Below are 18,275 nucleotides of genomic sequence, written 5' to 3'. Positions count from 1 at the left end.
GCAGGTCAGACGACCTGCTCCAGCTCGGCCCGCTGCATGATCGCGTCACGGTGCCAGTGCCGCACGATCAGCAGCATCAACGCGAGAACGCCCGCCACGAGGGTGGCGGCACCGCTGCCCATCCACAGGCCGAGGAGCTCCATGCCGTCGTAAGGCGTGGGGATGTCGGTGTAGAAGACGTAGCCGCACAGCGATCCGAGCACGGCGGTCGCGGCCGTGACCGCGCCGATCGCGATGTTGGTCCACGCAAGCGCTCCGGGCTCGAACACCGTGCCCTTGCCCGCCCGGTGCAGCAGGCCGCACAACGCCACCAGCAGGACCTGGCAACACACGACGAAGACGATCGCGAACGTCACGAACGGCACCCGCACGGACTCGTAGGGCGGGAAGAACGCGACCTCGTCCGCCGCCGTCGTCGGAATCACCACGACCTGCGCGTACAACCCGCAGAGGAACGCGATGGCGAGCACGGCCTGCAGGCAGATCACGAGTACGCGAAACATAGATCGAGTATCGAGAGCTGGTTATCGACTTTCAATCGGCTGGCGTGGAGATCCTGTGAAGGTTCGCGGGCGGTAGGGTCCCTGCATGGGTGTCTTCGTCACTGGTGTGCGGCCGCGATGGTCGGACATGGATGCGTTCGGTCACGTCAACCACGCGAACACGGTGACGTTGCTGGAAGAGGCCCGCATCGAGCTGCTCTTCACCGAGGCCGCCCGCCACGGCGTGAAGGAGATGGCCGAGGGCATGGTCGTGGCGAAGCTGTTCGTCGACTACCTCGCGCCGATCGTGTTCACCGGCGAGGAGATCCTCGTCGAGATGTCCGTGCGCGAGCTGAAGTCCGCGTCGTTCACGCTGGACTACGTGGTGCGCAGCAAGGGAACGGGTAGCCCGGTGGTGACCAGGGCGGAGACGCTGATGGTGCCCTACAACGTGACGACCGCGCGGCCACGTCGGTTGACCGAGGCCGAGCGCGACTTTCTCGCCGGGTGGCGGGCAGGGGGTAATGGTGCCTGAGCTGGTGCTGGCCGACGCGGCCGAGAGAGACGACCTCGGGGCGTTCGCCGCGCGGGCGGTGCGGTTGGACGGGCAGTCCGTGGTGCGGCTGCGCAACCGCAACTCCGAGCTGCTGGACGCGTGGGTGGCCACGCCGTTCGACACGCTCGCCACGCGAACCGTTGCGGGACAGGCGAATCCGGCCGATGTCACGGTGTCGGGCTCGGAGCTGCTGACCGGGCTCGCGGTGATGCGGGACGAACGCATCGATCCCGGGCCCGCCAAGGACCTGATGTGGCGTTCGGCCCTGCCGCCCGCGGAGGGCTGGCTGCTGGTCGACAGGCTGCCCGTCGAGGTCGTGGCGAAGCTCGCGGACGAAGGTGTCGCCGTGGCGCGGGAGAACACCGGCCCGCACGGCACACCGCCCGCCTCGTTGCTCGACCAGACGGTGCTCACGGTCAGCGGGTCCGGGTTGGACGTGAAGATCCCGCTGCGGTGCCTGTTCGCGTTGTCGGGCATGGGTTTCCTCGGCGAGGACGGCGAGGTGCGGGTGACCGCGACGGACTCGTGGCTGCGGATCGACGCCAAGTTCGGCGCAGTGGTCCGGCGCCGTCACTCGATGCTCCCGCTGATCGTGTGACCTCCAGTTAACTGAAGGTTCTCCTTTGGCGAATTAGCTGCGCCGCAAGCGGATGCGCGTGGCACGATGTCGCGCGTGTCCGCCGAAACCTCCGAGACAGTCGTCGGGGAGACAGCCGAGCCCGAGTACCGGGTCTCGACGCTGGAGCTCTTCTTCGACCTGGTCTTCGTCTTCACGATCACGCAGCTGACCAGCACGCTGGCCGCCGACACCTCGCCGCTGGGGTTCGCCAGGGTCGTGATCGTGCTGTCCGTGATCCTCTGGATCTACCTGGGGTACCTCTGGCTCACCAACACGGTGCCGCCGAACACGACGTCCCGCCGGCTGCTGATCATGGCCGGCATGGGTGGGTTCCTGGTCATCGCGCTGGCGATTCCCAACGCCTTCGGCGCCGCCGGGGTCGCGTTCGGGCTCGGCTACCTGATCGTGAACCTGGTGCACTCCGGGCTGTACATCTCGGCAGGTGGACCGGGCTCGGCGAAGGCGATGGCCGCGCAGGCGCCGTTCAACATCGGGTCGGCGGTCCTCATCTTCGCCGGTGGTTTCCTGCCCAGCACGTGGCGAGCGGTGGCGTGGGTCGCGGCCGTGGTGATCATGGTCGCGGCGCCGTACCTGAACCGGCGGCACGGGGAGTTCCGCATCAGGCCGGCGCACTTCGTGGAGCGGCACGGCCTGGTGGTCATCGTGGCGCTCGGCGAATCGGTCATCGCGATCGGCATCGGCGCGGCGGGGCTGCCGCTCAACCTTCAGCTCGTCGTGGCCTCGTTGCTCGGCCTGACGCTCGTCTACCAGCTCTGGTGGTGCTACTTCGGCCACGAGCAGGACGTGCGCGCTGAACACAGCCTCCAGAGCATGACGCCGGCAGAACGCGCGAAGGCCGCCCTGTCCGCGTTCGGCTGGGCGCACGCGCCGATCCTGCTCGGCATCGTGGTGATCGCGGTCGGCGTGAAGAAGACGATCGGGCACGCCACCGAGCACCTGCACCTCAGCGGAGCGCTCGCGCTGGGCGGTGGCGCGGCGCTCTTCCTGCTGGGTGAGATCTACTTCCGCGCGCAGCTGAAGATCGGTACCAACACGTGGCGGATCATCGCTTTGCTCGCCGCGCTGGCGACGGTGCCCATCGGGCTGTGGCTGGCCATCGCCCAGGTGGCCGCGCTTGTCGCCGTTTTCGGCGCTTTGCTGGCGGTCGAGGCCAAGCTACGAGCCTGACGCGCACGCTGACGCAGGGGTACCCCCTGACTGGGAACCCCTGCGTTTCAACGTACTCAGCGGGTCTGACAGTCCGCTCAGACCAGCCAGACCGCGGTGTCCGGCGGCAGCTGGTCGCCGTCCATCGGACCGGACGACAGCAGCACCTGACCGGGCGGCAGCGGCACGGACGCCCCGGACGTGTTCAACGCGCAGATCAGCCCGCCACCCTTGCGGCGGAACGCGAAGCAGCCCGCCGGAGCGCCGTACCACTCCAGCTCGTCGCCGGAGAAGGCGGCGTTGGTCTTCCGGTGCTCCAGCGCCTCCCGGTACAGCGACAGCATCGAACCGGGGTCCTCCAGCTGGGCTTCCGCCGTGAGGTGGTCCCACTCGTTCGGCTGGGGGAGCCAGGTGTTGACCGCCGAGGAGAAGCCGAACGGCGGCGTGGTGCCTTCCCACGGGATCGGCACGCGGCAGCCGTCGCGGCCGCGCTCGGTGTGGCCGGAGCGTTCCCACGTCGGGTCCTGCAGGGCCCAGTCGGGCAGCTCCACGTTCGGCAGGCCGAGCTCTTCGCCGTTGTAGAGGTAGATCACGCCCGGCAGCGCCAGCTCGACCAGCGTCATCGCGCGGGCCCGCTGCTCGCCCAGCGCACCGCCGCCGTAGCGCGTCACGTGCCGCACGACGTCGTGGTTCGAGAGCGTCCACGTGGCGGGTGAGCCGGTCAGCGCCACGGCGCCCAGCGAGTGCTCGATCGCCGAACGGACGGCGTCGGCGTCGAAGTTGGCCTCGACCAGGCGGAAGTTGAAGCCCAGGTGCAGCTCGTCGGGGCGGACGTAGGCGGCGAACCGTTCGTCGTCCTTCACCCAGATCTCGCCGACGGCCATCGTGCCGGGGTAGCCGTCCATGACCTTGCGGATCATGCGGTGGATCTCGTGCACGCCGTCGTTGTCGAACCGCGGGTCGTGCGCGTCGTCGGACAGCACGCCCGGCACCTGGGCCCGGATCTCCATGTCCGGCAGGCCTTCGGGCTTGGCCATGCCGTGCGCCACGTCGATGCGGAAGCCGTCGACGCCGCGGTCCAGCCAGAACCGCAGCGTCTGCTCCAGGTCGGCGCGGACCTCCGGGTGGTCCCAGTTGAGGTCGGGCTGCTCCGGCGCGAACAGGTGCAGGTACCACTGGCCGTCGGGCACGCGGGTCCAGGCGGGGCCGCCGAAGACGGACACCCAGTTGTTCGGCGGCTGCGAGCCGTCGAAACCGCGGCCCTCGCGGAAGATGTAGCGCGACCGCTCCATGCTGCCGGGGCCGGCCTGCAGGGCCTCCTGGAACCACTCGTGCAGGTCGCTCGTGTGGTTCGGGACCAGGTCGACGGTCACGCGGATGTTGTGCTCGTGGGCGTCCGCGACCAGCCGGTCGAACGCGGCCAGGTCACCGAACAGCGGGTCGACGTCGCGCGGATCGGCCACGTCGTAGCCGTGGTCGGCCATGGGGGAGCGGTAGAACGGGGTGAGCCACAGGGCGTCGACACCGAGCAGTTCCAGGTAGCCGAGGCGGGACCGGATGCCGTCGAGGTCGCCGACGCCATCGCCGTTGGAGTCGGCGAAGGAGCGCACGTAGACCTGGTAGAAGACGGCGTCACGCCACCAGACTGACTCTTCGGCGATCTCGGGGGTGAGGTCGGAGGATCGTCGCACGGGGGGTCATCCTGCCATTCGTCTCGCTGCGAAAGGACCCGATCGGGTGATGGTCGATCAAGACCAGCTGTTCATCAGGCTGTTCGCGGCCATCTCCAGGTAGTCCCAGAGCTGCTTGCGGTGGGACTCGTCCAAGCCGGCCTCGTCGACGGCGATCCGCATGCAGCGCAGCCACGCGTCGCGTTCGATGGGCCCGATCTTGAACGGCACGTGGCGCATCCGCAGCCTCGGGTGGCCCCTGTTCTCCGAGTAGGTGTGGGGTCCACCCCAGTACTGCATCAGGAACAGTCGCAGCCGCTCCTCCGCAGGTCCGAGGTCCTCCTCCGGGTACAGGGGCAGGAGGATCTCGTCGGCCTTCACCTCTTTGTAGAAGCGCGCGACGATGCGGTGGAACGTCTCCTCGCCACCGACCTGTTCGAAGAAGCTCACGGGGTTGCCCACACAACCATCCTGACTCACGCGGGCCACCGCGTGCAGGGCGCCCCGGCGATTGGCCGTCTCGAATGGGTGTTCGACCTCACTTGGCCGTGAAGCCGGCTTCCTCCAGAGCGGGCATGAGCTGCGCACGGAGGTTGCGCTGGACCGCCCACTGGCGGCCGGGCCGCGTCTTCACGGTCACCCGCAGCGTGATGTTGTCCGGTGTGAACTTCTCCACACCGAGCACCTCGGGCTTGGCCGTGATGTCCGACTTGACCGGATCCATCTCGGCGACCTCGGCGACCTTGCGCTCCAGCACCTTGGTCGCCTCGGCGAGGTTGGCGCCGTAGCTCAGCGGCAGGTCGACGACCGCGACCGCGAAGCCCTGCGACGAGTTGCCGACGCGCAGGATCTCGCCGTTGCGGACGTACCAGACGGTGCCGCTCGTGTCGCGGATCGTGGTGGTGCGCAGCGCGACCGCCTCGACGGTGCCGGTGATGGACGGGCCGAGGTCCACGACGTCGCCGACGCCGTACTGGTCCTCGAGCAGCATGAACATGCCGGACAGGAAGTCCTTCACCAGGTTCTGGGCACCGAAACCGATGGCGACGCCCAGGATGCCCGCCGAGGTCAGCACGGGCGTGATGTCCATCCCGACCACGATCATGATCTCCAGGAACGCGATTCCGAAGATCATGAGCGTGACGAGCGACTTCAGCACCGAGCCGATCGTCTTCGCGCGCTGCTCGCGGCGCTCGGAGACCAGGTTCCCGAGCGCCTGCGGAGCGCGTTCGCGCAGCGGCTTGAGCAGGCCCGGCTTCTTGCCCTCCCTGCCCGGCGTGGTGATCCGGTCGATGACCTTGCGCAGCACGGCCCTCAGCACGAAGGCCACGATCAGGATCAGGACGATCTTGATCGCGCCCGCGATGATCGCGGGACCGTGCTGTGCGAAGAAGTCGACCGCCTGGGCGGTCTTGTTCGCGGCGTCATCCACGGGACTCTGCGCCAACACGTGGTCGTGCCCTCCTACAACTCCATGCCGGTGGCATTCGCGAGAAACGTCAGCTGGTCCACGGCGAGAGCGACCGTCCGGCTGACCGATCGGCCCGCGTGACCCACTTCGGTCTCGCGCCTGATCAGCACGGGGTGCTTGGCCGGATCACTGGTCGAAGCGTGCTGCAGTGCCGCGCACATCTTCCGGGCGTGGTTGGGGTCCACACGAGAATCCGACTCGAACACCGTGAACAACACGGAAGGGTACTCAACATCGGCTTCGACCCGGTGGTACGGAGAGTAGGACAACAGCCAGCCGAGCTCCTCGGAAACGCTTGCGCTGCCGTACTCCTCGGCCCACAACCGCCCGAGCAGGAACTTCTCGTAGCGCACCATGTCGAGCAGTGGCGCTGAGCACACCACGGCCGCGTACAGCTCGGGGCGCTGGGTGAGCGCGGCGCCGACGAGCAGCCCGCCGTTCGAGCCGCCCATGATCGCGAGCTGCTGGGGCGTGGTCCACCCGTCCCGGATCAACCGCTCGGCGGCGGCGTGGAAGTCGTCGAACACGTTCTGCTTGTTGGCGCGCATGCCGGCGATGTGCCACTCCTCGCCTTCCTCGTCGCCACCGCGCAACGACACGTGCACCCACACGCCGCCCGCTTCGACCCACGCCAGCGTGGTCGCGCTGTAGCCGGGGCCGCGGCCGATCGCGAAGCCGCCGTAGCCGGTGAGCAGCGCGGGACGCGGCAGGTCGGGCTTCTGCTCGCCGCTCACCACGAACATGCGGACCGTCGTGCCGTCCTTGGACGTGTACGCGACCTGCTGCGTCGTCACCGCGGGCAGCTCGACGCGACCGGGTGCGGCCTCGTGCAGCACGGTCTCGCCCGAGGTTTTCGAGAAGCGGAACACCGACTGCGGCGTCACGAAGTCCGTCCACCCGAACCACACCGTGTCCTGGTCGTGGTCGGTGGCGGCGTCCACAACGGACATGCCGTGCAGCGAACCCGTGCCCGGCAGCGGGATTTCCTGCTGGTGCGCGCCGGTCGCGGCGTCGTGCAGGTGCAGCTCGGACACCGCGTGCCGGGTGCGCAGAACGACCAGGTCGCCGTTCAGCCAGCGCACGCCGTCCAGCACGGAGTCCTGCTCCTCGCTGATCAGCTCGGTCCACTCGGTGGGGTTCGCCGGGTCGGCCACGCAGAGACGTTGCCGGGGAGCGTTGTGGTTGGTGTGCAGGTACAGCCTGCCGTCACGGGCGACGAAAGCCGAGCACTGCACGCCGGCCTCGGTCAGGATCACCGGCTTGAGCGCGCCGTCGCCGTGCAGGTCCGCGATCCACACGGAGTCGTGCTTCATCGTGGTGGGCGCGCCGCTCACGACCAGCCAGCGGCCGTCGTGCGAGACGTTCAGCGTGTAGTAGAAGGTGTGCGCCTGGCCGTCGCCGTGGACGTTGAGGTCGGTCTCCGGGTCCGTGCCGACGCGGTGGCGCCACACGCGGCGGTGGAACAGCTTCTCGTCCTCGGGCAGCAGCGCCGGGTCGAGCTGGCGCACGTAGAAGAACTCCTCGCCGCCAGGAAGCCAGCCGATCGCGGAGTAGCGGCACCTGTCGATCGGGCCCTCGATGAGCTCGCCCGAGTCGACGTCGACGACGTGCAGCAGCGAGTGCTCGTCGCCGCCGACCGACACCTGGTACGCGAGTCGCTTGCCTTCGAGGCTCGGGGACCAGCTGTCGAGGGTCGTGCGGCCCGACGGGTCGAGCGCGCTCACGTCGAGCAGCACGCGTTCGGTGCCGTCGGTCTCGCGCACCATGACGACGGGGTGGTCCTGCTCGGGGCCGCGGCGGGTGAAGAAGGCCCTGCCCGCGCGCCAGGCCGGCGTGGAGACCGAACCCGTGCGCATCAGCTCCTTCAGCCTCGCGTCGAGGCGAGCGCGGCCGGGCATCGCGTCCAGCCAGGAGCGGGCGAGCACGTCCTGCGCCTGCGACCACGCCTCGGTGCGGGGATCGCTCGTGTCCTCGAGCCAGCGGTACGGGTCGGCGACCTCACGACCGTGGATCTGCTCGACGAGGTTTAGCCGCTCGGCGATCGGGTAGGTGATCGTCGCAGGCAGTGGTGTGGAAGGGGCCTCTGTCACCTTGTCAAGGGTAGCGGGCGATGAAAACCATCTCCGATAGGGAGCTGGTTCACCCCCGGTTTGATCACACATCCATGACGCGTCACTTATCACACGTGATTTTTTGCTGGTAAGTGTGGTCTCCTATGGCTGAACCGGTGGAGGTGGTCGCGTGCCAGACCGACAACCGACCCCTATCGGCGCCTCGCAAGCGGGCGAGACGGCGTCGACGGTCCCCCCATGCCGAAATCAGCCCGAGCTGCGGGCGGTGCCGGATGGAGATCGAGACGGGGGAGGTTCCGGTCCGACGCCGGCGGTTTTCCCCTGGGGAAGACGCAAAGTCCTGTTGCTGAACGCCACGTTCGAGCCGCTCACGGCCCTGTCACTGCGCCGGGCGGTCGTGCTGGTGGTGTGCGGCAAGGCCGAAGTCGTGCACGGAGACGCCTCCGGGCTGGTGCTGCACTCGTCGAAGTCCGAGGTGCTCGTGCCGTCCGTGATCCGGCTGAGCACCTACGTTCGCGTTCCCTATCGCGGTCGCGTGCCGATGACCCGTGCCGGGCTCATGCACCGCGACCGTTATCGCTGCGCCTACTGCGGCGGGCGGGCCGAGACCATCGACCACGTCGTGCCTCGCTCGCGTGGCGGACCTCACACCTGGACCAACTGCGTCGCCTGCTGCGCGAAGTGCAACCACCGCAAGGCGGACAAGCTGCTGTCCGAACTGGGGTGGCGGCTGCGCGTCGTGCCCGCGGCGCCGCGTGGACCTCACTGGCGGCTGCTCGCCGGGGTGGCCGAGGCTGATCCGCAGTGGTTGCCGTACCTGGGTGAACCCGCGGCCTGATCTGCCTTCGGGGTGGGTCAGGCCGCGAGGCTGAAGTCGTTCTGGCGTGCCGTGATGCGCACGCTGTCGTCGTGCGCGGTGATCCGCACGGAGTCGTCCATCGTGATGCGCACCGAGTCGTCGCGCTGGGCGGTGATGCGGACGCTGTCGTCCATGGTGATGCGGACGCTGTCGTCCTGAGCCGTGATGCGGACCGAGTCGTCCATCGTGATGCGGACCGAGTCCTCACGCGCCGTGATCCTGACCGAGTCCTGCTGAGCGGTGATCCGAACGGAGTCCTCACGGGCTGTAATACGCACCGAATCGGACATGGTGATCCTGACCGAATCGCTCGCGGTGATGCGGACCGAGTCTGCCATCGTGATGCGCACCGAGTCTGCGGCAGTGATGCGCACCGAATCGGCCGCCGTGATCCGAACGGAGTCACGCGCCGTGATGCGAACGGAGTCACTTGCCGTAATACGCACTGAATCGTCCTTGTACTTCGGAAGAGTGACGGACAGGGCCTGGGGGCGGGTCATCGTGAACATTTTGTGTCCTCCAGGACGCTCGGTACGGCTGCGCAAGAGCCGTATAGGTGAAAAGCTAAGAGGTGGGTGTTCCGGGAACAAGACCCCAAACCGGCACCCGTTCGCATCCGACCGGGTGAGGCCTGACCGGGTGTAACCGCTGCGCCGCACGAGAGCACTCATTGCCTCTACTGGCCGGTATGGACACGCTCTGTAGCGTTCAAAACGATGGAACGTGACATGCGTCATACCCCCGGAGGTGTGCGCGGACGCGGTTTCCGGGCCCTCACCGCAGCCTGGGCGGTGTCGCTCGTCGGGGACGGCGTGCGCATCGTCGCGTTGCCGTTGTTCACCGCCGCGAGCACGCGCGATCCGCTCGCCGCGTCCGCCGTGGCCGTCGCCGCGACGCTGCCGTGGCTGCTCGTCGCGTTGCCGGCCGGCGCGTTCGTGGACCGCTGGAAACCGCGAACAGTCGTCGTGGTGGCGCATTGGCTGCGCGCCGGGGTGACCGGACTGCTCGCCCTCGCCGTCCACACCGGACAGGCGACGGTCGTCGTCCTGTGCGCCACGGCTTTCGTGCTGACCTCCGCCGAGACGTTCGCGGACGCGGCGTCGCAGGTGCTGCTGGTCGAGCTGGCGGGCCCGGACGAGCTGGAGGCGGCGAACGGCAGGTTCGTCGCGGTCGAGACGGTCGGCATGGACCTCGCGGGCCCGCTGGCCGCCGCCGTGCTGTTCTGGTGGGCGCCCGCGGCCTGTTTCGCGCTGGACGCGGCGTCGTTCGTGGCCGCGGCGGTGCTGGTGTCCCGCGTGCCAGACGTTGCTCCGGAACGATCGGGCGGTGATCTCCGCGGACGGCTGGCGGAGGGCGCGCGGTTGCTCGTGCGGACCCCTGGCCTGCGGTCACTGGTAGTTGCCGTGGCAATCACAGCTGTCTGTGCGGCCGCGGTCAACGCCATGCTGGCGCTCTACTCCATCCAGGTGCTGGGCCTCGCCGAACCGGTGGTTCCCGGCCTGGTCGTGTGCATGGCGGCCGGTGCTCTGCTAGGCGCCTGGCTGTCGCCGCGGCTCGCGTCGCGGTGGGGCGCCGGTCCGGTGATGGTCGGGTTCCTGGCGCTGCTGGGCGCGGCGTTCGCGTTGTTCGGCCTGGTGCCGCGGCTGGTGGTCGCGGTGGCCGCGTGCGTGCTGTTCGGCGTGGCGTCCGCGGGCTGGAACGTGCTGTCCGCGACCCGCCGGCAACGCCTCACGCCAGGCTCGATGATGGGCCGCGTGACGAGCGCCTACCGGGTGCTCGCGTGGGGCCTGTCGCCGCTGGGCGCGGGCCTCGCCGGACCGCTCGCGTCGGTGACTTCACTGGGCGCTGTCTACGTCGTGGCGGGCACGATCGTGGGATTGACCGCGATCACGCTGGCCCGGCCGCTCACGCGCGGCTGAGTTCGGCTACCGTACCCGCCGTGACCATCGTGGAGACCGTCCTCGTCTTCGCGCTGATCCCGCTGGCTCTGTACAGCGTGATCATGCTGCTGACGTTGAGGCCCAAGGCCACCCGGATTCCCCGGTACCGGCCCGGCCAGGAGTGGGGCTACGCCCCGGTGTGGTGGAGCGCGAACCCTGCCGGGTTGAGCTCGGACCACCACAGCACCGCCGAGCCCGCCACCTCGGGCTCGACCGCCAAGGGAGGCGCCCGTGGCAACTGGTAAGGCGATCGAGGCCGTCGACCCGTCGACGCTGCCCGTCGGCGCGGTCGTGACGAACAGCGGCCGCGTGTCGGCCGCGAAGATGTACGAGCCGCACGCCCCGGAGCTGCCGTTCACGCCGACCCAGCTCGCGCAGCTGGACGAGGCGCTGACCCTCTCCAGCCGCGCCACGGGCCTGGACTTCAGCGTGTACCTGGGCGAGCTGGGCGCGTCGTCGCGCGAGCGCGCCGAGGAGCTGCACGCCTCCACCGACCGTCCGGCGCACCACGTCCTCGTGGCCGTGTCGCCGGGTGAGCGCGTCGTCGAGATCGTGACGGGCGAGGAGTCGCACCGCCGCCTCCCCGACCGCGGCGCCAAGCTCGCCGTGATGAGCATGGTGGCGTCCTTCAAGGAGGGCGACCTCGCGGGCGGCCTCGTGTCGGGCCTGCGCATGCTGACCGACCAGGCGGGCAACGCACCGCGTTCCTGACTCAGGTTGTCGGCAGGCCCTCGGCTTCCCGGCCGGGGGCCTGCGCGTTTCGTGCCACGACGAGGTCGGAGATCTTCTCCCAGCCGAGGCTGCGGTAGAGGTGCACGCCGTCGGTGGACGAGAACAGCAGCCCCGTTTTCGCGCCGTCCTTCAGCGCTTCCCGCACCAGCGTGCCCATCACGACGCTGCCGAGCCCGCGCCGCCGGTGCGCCTCCGCCGTGCCGATACGGTGCGCGACAGCGTCCTCGCCCACCACGGCCATGAGCCCGCTCGCCGCCTCCTCGCCGTCCTTGAGCACCTGAACGCCGATGACCGGAGTTCTCCGCACCTCGACGACGTAGCCCGCGGGCGGTTCCGGTGCCGGGTGGCCGGCGAGGGTGCGCCGCATGAACGTCTCGTCCGGCCGGGCCACGACCAGCCCGGCGGCCTCGATCTCCGCGGCCACCTTCCGCGGTGCGTGCGTCAACACGCTGAGCCAGTTCGGTTCCGCTGTGGCGGCGACGACCCCGGCCACTGCGGTGACGTCGTCCTCGTCGGTGACGATCCACTCGTACTGCCGGCGCGACCGGTTCACGTGCACGACGAGGTGACCGTCGCGGTGCTCGGAAGTCAGTCCGTCGGCCGCGATCCAGCCGCGGTGCCAACGCTCGACAAGTTCCCCGATCATGCTTCCCCCATCGTGTTGCACGCGATCACGACATCCGAAATCGTTGTCCAGCCCAGTTTCCGGTACAGGTGCAGGCCGTCCTCGCTCGCGAACAACAGCCCCTCCACGGCGCCCGCGTCGACCGCCTCCCGCGCCAGCACGCCCATCACCACGCTGCCGAGCCCGCGCCGCCGATGTTCGGGCGAGGTCCGGATGCGGTGCGGCACAGCGTCTTCCCCCACCACGGCGATCAACCCGCCCGCGGCCTCTTCGTCGTCGAAGGTCACCACGACCTCGATCACGTCGCCGCGCGTCACCGTCACTTTGTAGCCCTCAGGGGCTTGCGGCGCCGGGTGATCCGCGAGCGCACGCCGCATGAACGTCTCCCGCGACTGCAGCTGAAGTCCCGAGCCGGTCAGCAGCGCGGTGACCTCGTCCGGGGCGGTCGTCGGCACGGTGATCCAGTCTTCTTCCTCCAGGTGCGTCACGTGCCAGGCCACCTCGCCGTCGTCGGGGAGAACGTGTTCGGCTTGTCTGCCAGGCTGGTTCACCAGCACGACCGTCGCGTCGCCGAAGGGGTTCGCCGACAGACCGGCTGCCGTGGTCCAGCCGGTGGTCCACCGGTCCACGAGCTCGCCGAGTTCCAGGCGCCGGTTCAGCTCCGGCACGCAGTCCACGGTGGACGACTTCAGTTCCACGGTGACGTCGTAGCGGTGCAACAACCTCAGGATCGACACGAAGTAGCCGCGGATCGCGCCGTGAGCCACCTGAGCGTCGTTCCACACCAGGGTGAAGCCGGGCTCCACACCCCAGCCGCCGCCGAGGCAGTCCTTGAACGCCATGTACTCCCGGCCGAAGTAGCCGCCCGGTCCGACCAGTGCCTCGCTCATCGCGAGGTGCAGGCCGGGCTCGTCCGTGACGTACCGGCCGTCGAGCTCGTACACGGCGGCCCGGCCTCCGGTGTGCTTGCGCGCCCGGTAGGTGAGGTCGGCCCAGGCCCTGCGCCCGTCCGTGTCGAACCGGCCCCAGAGGTTGCGCTCGGACGGCACGCCCTCGCGCCACAGATCCCACACCGCCCGCGCCGAGGGAGCCGGGCGCTCACGCCAGTCCGGAGGGGTGGTCGTGGGCCGTTGGTCGAGCACGACGTCGAAAAGCCCGTCACCCAGCGTGGACGGTGTCACCGAGGCGACGTCCAGCGTGATCGGCACGACGGCCATGATCCGGCCGTGGCGGTCGAGTGCGTGCAGCCCCTCTCCGCACGCCCAGCCACGCTTGTGCCACTTCGACTGTTCCCGGATGCCCTCGGGATCGTCGACACCGATCAGCGTCACCGGCGGCCATTCGTGGCCGGGCCAGGGCCGGGGAAAGCCGTCGACCGCTCGGCAGTCACCCACCCGCACGTGGTTCTGGGAGAGGATGTGCCGCGGCACCGGTCCGCAGGCAGGACCGTCCTCGCACAGACGCGCCGCGGCACTGGCGACGACGTCCACCAGATCCCCATCCGGCAGCGTGCCGTGCACGACCAGTCCGGTGAGGTCCCACCACTGCGATTCGTCACCTTCGGCCACTTCGAGCTGGTAGTCGCCGGAGAGGGCCGCGAACTCGGGTGGACAGCCTCGAAGCACGAGGCGCTCGCGTTCGACCGGCACGGGGTCGCTGAACAACCCGTCGACGTCGACAGCGCGCGCCAGGACGTCCGTGACCTCCTCGCTGTCTTCGGTCGAGTACCAACGCACAACCTCGTAGCGCACACGTCCCCCCGTGGAAACGGGAAGGCCCCGTGCCGCCATCAAAGCGACACGGGGCCTTCACCGCCAAGCGAATTCAGGAGCGGTCGAACTCCTGCGCGGCCAGGGCGCGCACGATGCCCGCACGTCCCTCGGACACCAGGCGGCGCAACGCCGGCGGGTGCTCGTCCGCGAGCCACGCGTCCGCGGCCTCCACAGTGGACCGGGCGATCGCCCAGGCGGGGAACATCCCGACCACCATGGACTGCGCGCGCTCGGACGTACGGCGGTCCCACACGCCCTTCACGTCGGCGAAGTAGCGCTCGACGTACGGCGCGAGCAGCTCCTTCTGGCCGGGGTGCGAGATGCCCGCGATGATCGCCTCGCTGACCGCGTTCGGCAGCTCGTCGTCGTTCACCGCGCGGTCCCAGGCCTCGTCCTTGGCCTCGACCGTCGGGCGCAGCGCACGGGCCTGCTGCGCGCGGCGGTGGCCGGTGGAGGTCGGGTCGCGCTCCTCCTCGGCGTTGATCTCCGGCAGGTCCGCCTTGCCGTGGGCCACGAGGGCCTGCAGCAGGCGCCAGCGCAGGTCGGTGTCGACGTCCAGGCCCTCCAGCACGGCCGAACCGTCGTACCAGCCGCGCAGCACGTCCAAAGTGGACTCGTCCAGCACCGAGGAGGCCAGGGCGTTCACGAACGCCAGCTGGTGGTCCGATCCCGGCTCGGCGGACCGCGCCAGCTCCAGGGTCTTGGCGACGAACCGGCGCCAGCCCTCGGCGCGCCACGAGTCGTCCGCGTAGGACGACAGCGAGGTCTGGGCCTGCAGCAGAAGCCGTTGCACGACACCGACCTCGGACTCGGCGTGCAGACCGCCGAGCACCAGGTTCACGAAGTCGCGGGCCTTCAGCTCGGCCTCGCGGGTCATCTCCCACGCGGCCGACCAGCACAGCGTGCGCGGCAGCGGCTCGGCGATGTCGGAGATGTGGTCGATCAGCCCGGCCAGCGAGTCCGGGTCGAGGCGCATCGTGCAGTACGTGAGGTCGTCGTCGTTGACCAGCACGATCTTGCCGCGGTGCACGCCGACGAGCTCCGGCACCTCGGTGCGGTCACCCGTGACGTCCAGTTCGTGCCGGTGCGTGCGAACCAGCTTGCCCGAGCCGTCGTCGTCGTAGATGCCCACGGCGATGCGGTGCGTGCGCAGCTCGCCGGCACCCGGACGCGCGCCGCCCTGCAGCACGGCGAACTCGGTGAAGCGGCCGTCGGCGTCAACGGTGAACTTGGGACGCAAGAGGTTCAGGCCGGTCGTCTCCAGCCACTGCGCGCTCCACCACGACAGGTCGCGGCCGGACGCCTCCTCCAGCGCGCCGAGCAGGTCGGCCAGGGTCGCGTTGCCCCACGCGTGCTTGGCGAAGTAGACCCGCAGGCCCTCCAGGAAGTTCTCCAGCCCGACGTACGCGACGAGCTGCTTCAGCACGGAAGCGCCCTTGGCGTAGGTGATGCCGTCGAAGTTGACCTCGACCGCCTGCAGGTCGGAGATGTCCGCGGCGACCGGGTGCGTCGAGGGCAGCTGGTCCTGCCGGTACGCCCACGACTTCTCGATCTTCGCGAACGTCGTCCACGCCTGGCGGTACTCGGTGGCCTCGGCCTGCGCGAGCACGGACGCCCAGGTGGCGAACGACTCGTTCAGCCACAGGTCGTCCCACCAGCGCATCGTCACCAGGTCGCCGAACCACATGTGCGCCATCTCGTGCAGCACGGTCTCGGCGCGCCGTTCGTAGAGGTAGCGGGTGACGCGGCTGCGGAAGACGTAGTCCTCCAGGAACGTGACGCAGCCCGCGTTCTCCATCGCGCCCGCGTTGAACTCCGGCACGAAGCACTGGTCGTACTTGCCGAACGGGTACTGCACCCCGAACGCCTTGTGGAAGAACCCGAAGCCCTGCTTGGTCTCGGTGAACAGCCGCTCGGCGTCCATGTGCGGGGCGAGCGAGGCGCGGCAGTAGATGCCGAGCGGAATCCGGAAGTCGCCCTCCACGAACTCGTCGCGCCACTCCGCGTACGGGCCCGCGACCAGCGCCACGATGTAGGTCGACATCGGCTTGGTGGTGGCGAACGTGTGCACGTCCGCGCCGCCTTCGCCGCCCTCGGTGGCGATGATCTCGCCGTTCGAGATGACCTTCCAGTCGTGCGGCGCCGTCACCTTCATCGAGTAGACGGACTTCAGGTCGGGCTGGTCGAAGCACGCGAACATGCGCTTGGCGTCCGCGGTCTCGAACTGCGAGTACAGGTACACGCCGCCGTCGACCGGGTCGACGAACCGGTGCAGGCCCTCGCCGGTGTTCATGTACCGGCAGTCGGCCTCGACGGTGAGCTCGTTGGTCTCCGCGAGGTCCGGCAGGGTGATGCCGTCCTCCTCGCGGTAGGAGGAGACGTCGAGCTCGCTGCCGTTGAGCACAGCGCGGTGCACGGTCGCCGCCACGATGTCGATCCACGAGGAAGCACCCGGAGTCCGGCTGCGGAACACCACGGTGGTGGTGGAGCGGAACGTGTCCGTACCCGGCTTTCCGCCGCCGTCGGTCAGGTCCAGCTCGATCCGGTAGGACTCCACTTCCAGCAGCTCAGCACGTTCCTGAGCCTGGTCGCGGGTGAGGTTGGGCGCGGCCACTGGTCACCTCGTCTGCCGCGCGTGTGGTTACGCGCTGACGTCGTCGGGAATGGTTATGACTCCCGCATCCAATCACGGAACGGGCGCGCGGGAAGAGATGAGAGGGTGATCTCGTTGGGCTGATGGGGCGATAACCCCACCTACCGTGACTGAAGGGGCACTCATGGCTGAGAAGGCCAAGGTCGACTTCTACTTCGACCCTCTTTGTCCGTTCGCCTGGATCACCTCCCGGTGGATCCTCGAGGTGGAGAAGGTCCGCGACATCGACCTGAGCTTCCACGTCATGAGCCTTTCCGTGCTGAACGAGGGTCGCGACCTGCCCGAGCAGTACAAGGAGCTCATGACCAAGGGCTGGGGTCCCGTCCGCGTCGCGATCGCCGCCGAGCAGAAGTTCGGCAACGACGTGCTGCCGCGGCTCTACACCGCGATGGGCACCCGGATCCACAACGAGGGCAACAAGGACTTCGACGAGATCATCAAGCTCGCGCTGGCCGACGCCGAACTGCCCGCCGAGCTCGCCGAGGCCGCCACCTCGACCGAGTACGACGAGGAGCTGCGGGCCTCGCACCACCGCGGCATGGACCCGGTCGGCATGGACGTCGGCACCCCGACGATCCACATCGACGGTGTCGCGTTCTTCGGGCCGGTGCTGACGAAGATCCCGCGGGGCGAGGAGGCGGGCACGATCTTCGACGGCGCCCGCATGCTGGCCGGCTTCCCGTACTTCTTCGAGCTCAAGCGCACCAGGACGGGCGAGCTGGACTTCAGCTGACGATTTTTGTCGGTGGTGCTCGCTACCGTTTTGAGACATGGCACACCACCGCATCGAAATCGCAGTTCAGGGCCCCTGGTCGCTGGCGACGTCCCGGCTGTTCTGGGAGGGCTTCACCCCGTCCGCGTTGCCTGCGCGCAAGGGCGAGGCGCTGCAGTCGACGTTCCTGGTCGAGGGCGAGTGGCGCCGTGCTTCGGTCTCCGTGACCCAGCGCGGCGCCACTGCCGTTCTCACGCTGTCCGGAGCGGGTGACCTCGACCTGGCGGCGGCCCAGGTCTGCCGGTTCCTGGCGCTCGACGTCGACGGGCGGGCCTGGCCCGACGTGGGCGCGCGTGACCCGGTGATCGCCGCGGCCCAGGCGGAACTGCCCGGCTTACGCCCGTGCGGGTTCTACTCACCGTACGAGGCGGCGGCGTGGTCGGTGCTGTCGCAGCGCACCAGCATGGCGCAGGCGGCGCAGGTGAAGGCGCGGCTGTCCGTCGACGGGGTGTTCCCGGCGCCCGCCGTGCTGCGATCGATGGATTTCGACCTGCCCGGCCGCAAGCCCGAGTACCTGCGGGCCGTGGCCGAGGCCGCGCTCGACGGTCTGCTGGACGCGGTGACGTTGCGCGCGATGAAGCCGGCCGCGGCCGTGCTGGCGGTGCAGCAGGTCAGGGGACTGGGCCCGTTCGCGGCCGAGCTGGTCGTGTTGCGCGGCGCGAACGCTCCGGACGCCGTGCCGCACAACGAGGCCAGGCTCACCGACGAGGTCGCGCACCGGTACGGCAGGCCGCTGGCCGAGGTCTCCGAGGCGTGGCGGCCGTACCGGACGTGGGCGGCCGTGCACCTCCGGGTGCTGCGGGAGCGGCGGTTGGGAGGTGTGATGGCAGCTGCGGGCCGCTGAGCGCCGCCGGGTCGGCGAGATCGCTGCTTTGCGCTGCGTGG

General features: G+C 69.3%; 18 protein-coding genes. 9 read left to right on the top strand and 9 right to left on the bottom strand.

Translation table 11 applies throughout. The features are described 5' to 3' along the window. Positions 1-5: 5 nt before the first annotated feature. Positions 6-503 (bottom strand): DUF2975 domain-containing protein, encoded by a 498-nt coding sequence (locus tag ABZV40_RS17955; RefSeq protein ID WP_355442131.1) that lies wholly within the window; start codon positions 501-503, stop codon positions 6-8. Between the two features lie 85 nt (positions 504-588). On the opposite strand from ABZV40_RS17955, the gene ABZV40_RS17950 reads away from it, so the two are divergent. From ABZV40_RS17950 to ABZV40_RS17940, 3 genes are all read left to right on the top strand, one after another. Continuing rightward, entirely contained in the window at positions 589-1,017 is a 429-nt protein-coding gene (locus tag ABZV40_RS17950) for a thioesterase family protein (RefSeq protein WP_355442128.1), read from the top strand. Next, positions 1,010-1,636: a hypothetical protein gene (locus tag ABZV40_RS17945; RefSeq protein WP_355442412.1), complete on the top strand. Its 627-nt coding sequence runs from the start codon at positions 1,010-1,012 to the stop codon at positions 1,634-1,636. The genes ABZV40_RS17950 and ABZV40_RS17945 overlap by 8 nt, the downstream gene beginning before the upstream one ends. 75 nt (positions 1,637-1,711) lie before the next feature. Beyond that, entirely contained in the window at positions 1,712-2,845 is a 1,134-nt protein-coding gene (locus ABZV40_RS17940) for a low temperature requirement protein A (protein ID WP_355442125.1), read from the top strand. Between the two features lie 77 nt (positions 2,846-2,922). Here ABZV40_RS17940 and ABZV40_RS17935 read toward each other — a convergent pair whose 3' ends face one another. The 4 genes from ABZV40_RS17935 to ABZV40_RS17920 form a co-directional block, all read right to left on the bottom strand. Then, positions 2,923-4,515: a glycoside hydrolase family 13 protein gene (locus ABZV40_RS17935; protein WP_355442122.1), complete on the bottom strand. Its 1,593-nt coding sequence runs from the start codon at positions 4,513-4,515 to the stop codon at positions 2,923-2,925. A gap of 57 nt (positions 4,516-4,572) precedes the next feature. Continuing rightward, positions 4,573-4,956, bottom strand: coding sequence for a globin (locus ABZV40_RS17930; RefSeq protein ID WP_355442120.1), 384 nt, complete (start codon positions 4,954-4,956; stop codon positions 4,573-4,575). A 76-nt stretch (positions 4,957-5,032) separates the two neighbouring features. Next, entirely contained in the window at positions 5,033-5,863 is an 831-nt protein-coding gene (locus ABZV40_RS17925) for a mechanosensitive ion channel family protein (RefSeq protein WP_355442409.1), read from the bottom strand. A 95-nt stretch (positions 5,864-5,958) separates the two neighbouring features. Continuing rightward, positions 5,959-8,055, bottom strand: a complete 2,097-nt coding sequence (locus tag ABZV40_RS17920) for a prolyl oligopeptidase family serine peptidase (RefSeq protein ID WP_355442118.1) — start codon at positions 8,053-8,055, stop codon at positions 5,959-5,961. A gap of 151 nt (positions 8,056-8,206) precedes the next feature. Here ABZV40_RS17920 and ABZV40_RS17915 point away from each other — a divergent pair, with 151 nt between their 5' ends. Beyond that, positions 8,207-8,875 carry an HNH endonuclease gene (locus ABZV40_RS17915; RefSeq protein WP_355442116.1) on the top strand — a complete coding sequence of 223 codons (669 nt, stop codon included), beginning with the start codon at positions 8,207-8,209 and terminating at the stop codon, positions 8,873-8,875. Between the two features lie 17 nt (positions 8,876-8,892). On the opposite strand, the gene ABZV40_RS17910 is transcribed toward ABZV40_RS17915, so the two are convergent. Continuing rightward, on the bottom strand, positions 8,893-9,396 hold the full coding sequence (locus ABZV40_RS17910; RefSeq protein WP_355442407.1) for a DUF2345 domain-containing protein: 504 nt from the start codon (positions 9,394-9,396) through the stop codon (positions 8,893-8,895). Between the two features lie 228 nt (positions 9,397-9,624). Between ABZV40_RS17910 and ABZV40_RS17905 the strand changes: the two genes are divergently transcribed. From ABZV40_RS17905 to ABZV40_RS17895, 3 genes are read left to right on the top strand one after another with little or no spacing between them, the layout of a single operon-like run. Next, on the top strand, positions 9,625-10,815 hold the full coding sequence (locus tag ABZV40_RS17905) for an MFS transporter (RefSeq protein WP_355442113.1): 1,191 nt from the start codon (positions 9,625-9,627) through the stop codon (positions 10,813-10,815). A 20-nt stretch (positions 10,816-10,835) separates the two neighbouring features. Continuing rightward, positions 10,836-11,081 carry a hypothetical protein gene (locus ABZV40_RS17900; RefSeq protein ID WP_355442110.1) on the top strand — a complete coding sequence of 82 codons (246 nt, stop codon included), beginning with the start codon at positions 10,836-10,838 and terminating at the stop codon, positions 11,079-11,081. Beyond that, a complete protein-coding gene (locus ABZV40_RS17895; protein ID WP_355442107.1) occupies positions 11,068-11,547 on the top strand; it encodes a DUF5130 family protein in 480 nt (159 codons plus the stop codon). The genes ABZV40_RS17900 and ABZV40_RS17895 overlap by 14 nt, the downstream gene beginning before the upstream one ends. A gap of 1 nt (position 11,548) precedes the next feature. On the opposite strand, the gene ABZV40_RS17890 is transcribed toward ABZV40_RS17895, so the two are convergent. The 3 genes from ABZV40_RS17890 to pepN form a co-directional block, all read right to left on the bottom strand. Further along, the gene (locus tag ABZV40_RS17890) at positions 11,549-12,214 is read right to left on the bottom strand and encodes a GNAT family N-acetyltransferase (protein WP_355442104.1); all 666 of its coding nucleotides are present in this window, start codon (positions 12,212-12,214) and stop codon (positions 11,549-11,551) included. Next, positions 12,211-13,944 (bottom strand): GNAT family N-acetyltransferase, encoded by a 1,734-nt coding sequence (locus tag ABZV40_RS17885; RefSeq protein WP_355442101.1) that lies wholly within the window; start codon positions 13,942-13,944, stop codon positions 12,211-12,213. The genes ABZV40_RS17890 and ABZV40_RS17885 overlap by 4 nt, the downstream gene beginning before the upstream one ends. A gap of 73 nt (positions 13,945-14,017) precedes the next feature. Further along, positions 14,018-16,579 (bottom strand): aminopeptidase N, encoded by a 2,562-nt coding sequence (gene pepN / locus ABZV40_RS17880; protein ID WP_355442098.1) that lies wholly within the window; start codon positions 16,577-16,579, stop codon positions 14,018-14,020. 163 nt (positions 16,580-16,742) lie between these two features. On the opposite strand from pepN, the gene ABZV40_RS17875 reads away from it, so the two are divergent. Together ABZV40_RS17875 and ABZV40_RS17870 are read left to right on the top strand one after the other, a co-directional pair. Then, complete coding sequence (locus ABZV40_RS17875; RefSeq protein ID WP_355442095.1) at positions 16,743-17,351, top strand: DsbA family protein; 609 nt, start codon at positions 16,743-16,745, stop codon at positions 17,349-17,351. Between the two features lie 37 nt (positions 17,352-17,388). After that, on the top strand, positions 17,389-18,234 hold the full coding sequence (locus ABZV40_RS17870) for a DNA-3-methyladenine glycosylase 2 family protein (RefSeq protein WP_355442092.1): 846 nt from the start codon (positions 17,389-17,391) through the stop codon (positions 18,232-18,234). The last annotated feature ends 41 nt before the right edge of the window (positions 18,235-18,275 follow it).

This window comes from Lentzea sp. NPDC004782 (assembly GCF_040609115.1).
Lineage (GTDB): Bacteria > Actinomycetota > Actinomycetes > Mycobacteriales > Pseudonocardiaceae > Lentzea.
The sequence above is the reverse complement of the archived record's forward strand: the minus strand, read 5'-3'. Positions and strand labels throughout refer to the sequence as shown.